Raw genomic sequence first — 3,608 nt, forward strand, 5'->3', positions numbered from 1 at the left:
TCCAGTACCGCAACGTCCGCCCCGACTACGTCACCCGCCTCTGGGACGTCGTCAACTGGACCGACGTCACCAACCGCTTCACCACCGCCAAGAACACCTGACCCGCCCCGGGCCCCGCCTCCCCACCACGGGACGCGGGGCCCGCGCGCCTATACACCGTGTGTACAGTGCGAACCATGTCACTCGGTCAGATCCTCCTCGGGCTCCTGGAGTCGCAGCCCCGCCACGGGTACGACCTCAAGCGGGCCTACGACGAGCAGTTCGGGCGGACCAGGTCGCTGCACTACGGGCAGGTGTACTCGACGCTGTCGCGGCTGCTGAAGGGCGGTCTGGTCGAGGTCGAGGGCGTGGAGCCGGGGGACGGGCCGGAGCGCAAGCGGTACGCGATCACCGAGGCCGGGGTCACCGACGTCGCGCAGTGGCTGGGGCGGGCGGAGAACCCGGAGCCGTACCTGCAGAACACGCTGTACGCCAAGGTGGTGCTGGCGCTGCTGACGGGCCGTCCGGCGGTGGAGGTGCTGGACACCCAGCGGACCGAGCACCTACGGCAGATGCGGGCGCTCACCCGGCGCAAGGAGAGCGGGGACCTGGCGGACCAGCTGATCTGCGACCACGCGCTGTTCCACCTGGACGCGGACCTGCGCTGGCTGGAGCTGACCGCGGCCCGGTTGGACGAGCTGAGCGGGCAGGTGCTGCGGTGACCGCCCCGGCCGAGGCCTCGCCGGAGGCCGCGGTGACGCCCGCCCTGCTGAGCGCCACCGCGCTGGCCAAGCACTACGGGCCGACCACCGCGCTGCACGAGGCCTCGGTGCGGCTGGCCCCCGGCGAGCTGGTCGCGGTGATGGGGCCGTCCGGCTCCGGCAAGTCCACCCTGCTGCACTGCCTGGCCGGGATCGTCCGGCCGGACGCGGGCGCGGTGGAGTACGACGGCCGGCGCCTGGACCTGCTCTCCGACGGCGAGCGCAGCGCACTGCGCCGCACCGACTTCGGCTTCCTCTTCCAATTCGGCCAGCTGGTGCCCGAGTTGACCTGCCTGGAGAACGTGGCGCTGCCGCTGCGGCTGTCCGGCCTGCGGCGCCGCCCCGCCGAGGCGAAGGCCCGGGAGTGGCTGGAGCGGGTCGGCGCCGAGGGCACCGCTGCGCAGCGCCCCGGCGAGCTCTCCGGCGGGCAGGCCCACCGGGTGGCCACCGCACGGGCCCTGGTGACCGGCCCGCGGGTGCTCTTCGCCGACGAGCCGACCGGCGCCCTGGACTCGCTCAGCGGCGAGCGCGTCCTCCAGCTGATCCTCTCCACCGCCAAGGAGACCAGCGCCGCCGTCCTCCTGGTCACCCACGACTCCCGGGTGGCCGCCTACGCCGACCGCGAGATCGTGGTCCGCGACGGCCGCACCCGCTGAGCCTCCGCCCGGCGGGGCGTCAACGAGGCGTCAACGGGAGTGGACGGGCCGTCAGGATCCCGTCAGGGGCCGGGGCCCGAGGTGCGGACGGTCCGAGGATCGGGGCGGAAGCATCCCGCACCACCGGAGGACCGCATGTCCGTCACCGTCGCCGCCACCGCCCCCACGGCGGCCGAGGAGCCCCCTGATCAGCAGCGGCACAAGCTGACGGCGCTGGGCGGGCTGTCCGCGCTGTCGCTGGACGCGATGGCCTCGGTGGCGTACGGGCCCGAGTCGATCGTGCTGGTGCTGGCGGCGGCCGGGTCGTACGGGCTGGGGTTCACGCTGCCGGTGACGGTGGCGATCGCGGTGCTGCTGGCGGTGCTGGTGGCCTCGTACCGGCAGGTGATCGCGGCCTTCCCGGACGGCGGCGGCTCGTACGCGGTGGCCAAGGCGCACCTGGGGCGGCGCACGGCGCTGACCGCCGCCGCCTCGCTGGTGATCGACTACGTTCTGAACGTCGCGGTCTCGGTCACCGCCGGAGTGGCGGCGCTGACCTCCGCCTTCCCCTCCCTCCACGGGGACCGGGTCTGGCTCTGCCTGGGCGTGCTCGCCCTGGTGACGGCGGTGAACCTGCGCGGGATCGCCGAGTCGGCCCGCTGGTTCATGGTGCCGACCGCGGTGTTCGTGCTGTCGATCCTGGCGATCGTGGTGGCCGGCCTGTTCCGGGACGCGCCCGCCTCGACCGCGGCCGCCGCCGGGCACGCCTCGGTGCTGGGCGAGAACGCCACCGCCGTCGGCGCGCTGCTGCTGCTCAAGGCCTTCGCGGCCGGCTGCTCGGCGCTGACCGGCGTGGAGGCGGTGGCCAACGCCGTCCCCTCCTTCCGGGCCCCGGCCGTGCGCAGGGCCCAGCACACCGAGGTCGCGCTCGGCGGCCTGCTGGGCGTGATGCTGATCGGGCTGGCCGTGCTGATCGGCAAGTTCCACCTCCAGCCGGTCGAGGGCGTCACCGTGCTGGCGCAGCTGGCGGACGCCTCGCTCAGGCACGGGTTCGGCTTCTACCTGGTGCAGTTCGCCACCGTCGTCCTGCTCGGCCTGGCCGCCAACACCTCCTTCGGCGGCCTGCCGGTGCTGCTGCACCTGCTGGCTCGGGACAACCACCTGCCGCACGTCTTCGCCCTGCGCGCCGACCGCCGGGTGCACCGGCACGGCGTGCTCTTCCTGGCCCTGGTCTCCGCGGCCCTGCTGATCGGCTCCGGCGGCGACGTCAACACCCTGGTGCCGCTGTTCGCGATCGGGGTGTTCGTCGGCTTCACCATCTGCCAGGTCGGCATGGTGAAGCACTGGCTGATCGCCCGTCAGCGGGCCCGCGCGGCGCTGAACGGCTTCGGCGCGCTGCTCACCGGTGTGGCCGCGGTGGTGGTGACCGGCACCAAGTTCACCGAGGGCGCCTGGGGCATCTGCCTGGCGCTGCCGCTGCTGGTGCTGCTCTTCGAGGCCGTCCACCGTGCCTACGCCCGGATCGGCGAGCGGCTCGAACTCGGCCGGGTGCCGGGGCCGTTGACCGGCTCCGGGCCCTCGCTGGTGCTGGTGCCGGTCAGCACGATCACCCGGCTCACCCGGGAGGCGCTCTGCACGGCCCGTTCGCTCGGCGACGAGGTGCGCGCCTTCACCGTGCTGCCGGCCGACCCCGACGCCGAGGACCGGGAGGCCGCCGAGGCGCTGCGGCGGGACTGGGAGCTCTGGCGGCCGGGCGTCGAGCTGGTGGAGATCACCGATCCGCACCGGCGTCTGGGGCAGCCGATCGCGGACTACGTGAACGGCCTCGGCGAGGGCCGCCGGATCACCGTGCTGATCCCCGAGGTGGAGCCGGCCCGCCGCTGGCAGCGCGCGCTGCAGAACCAGCGCGGCGCGGTGATCGACCGGGCGCTGCGCCGCCGCACCGACGCCGTGGTCTGCCGTCTCCGGCTCCGGACCGATGCGGAGAAATAGCCGCGTTCATCCCGTATGACCGGAATCCGCACACGGACCTTGACGGACCCTTAACACCTCCCATGACGCTCCGTCAGCACCGTCAACCGCCCCTCTGACCTGCGAAAACCAGGCGCCGGAGGGGCGGTTCGGGCCGTTTCGAAGATTCCGCCCCGCGTCCTACTCTCGCCCCTGTGTTCAATCTGCCCCAGGCGCTGAAGCGCCTCGTGATCGGCAAGGCCATGCGCAGCGAGGAGCTGGG

The 3,608-nt window shown here is 73.5% G+C and carries 4 protein-coding genes; all 4 read left to right on the plus strand.

Annotation, left to right across the window (positions count from 1 at the left end):
* Positions 1-101 (plus strand): Fe-Mn family superoxide dismutase (locus ACWCYY_RS40695; protein WP_449798965.1); only part of this gene is annotated, 101 nt, incomplete at its 5' end.
* A gap of 75 nt (positions 102-176) precedes the next feature.
* Positions 177-701 (plus strand): PadR family transcriptional regulator, encoded by a 525-nt coding sequence (locus ACWCYY_RS40700; RefSeq protein WP_345280363.1) that lies wholly within the window; start codon positions 177-179, stop codon positions 699-701.
* 32 nt (positions 702-733) lie between these two features.
* Positions 734-1,396 carry an ABC transporter ATP-binding protein gene (locus ACWCYY_RS40705; RefSeq protein ID WP_449798966.1) on the plus strand — a complete coding sequence of 221 codons (663 nt, stop codon included), beginning with the start codon at positions 734-736 and terminating at the stop codon, positions 1,394-1,396.
* A gap of 135 nt (positions 1,397-1,531) precedes the next feature.
* The gene (locus tag ACWCYY_RS40710; RefSeq protein WP_449798964.1) at positions 1,532-3,367 is read left to right on the plus strand and encodes an APC family permease; all 1,836 of its coding nucleotides are present in this window, start codon (positions 1,532-1,534) and stop codon (positions 3,365-3,367) included.
* The last annotated feature ends 241 nt before the right edge of the window (positions 3,368-3,608 follow it).

It is taken from the genome of Kitasatospora sp. NPDC001664 (assembly GCF_053596675.1).

Coding starts and splice junctions, on each gene's coding strand:
- ACWCYY_RS40710 (WP_449798964.1), top strand. CDS start 1,532: ATGTCCGTCACCGTCGCCGCCACCGCCCCCACGGCGGCCGAGGAGCCC.
- ACWCYY_RS40700 (WP_345280363.1), top strand. CDS start 177: ATGTCACTCGGTCAGATCCTCCTCGGGCTCCTGGAGTCGCAGCCCCGC.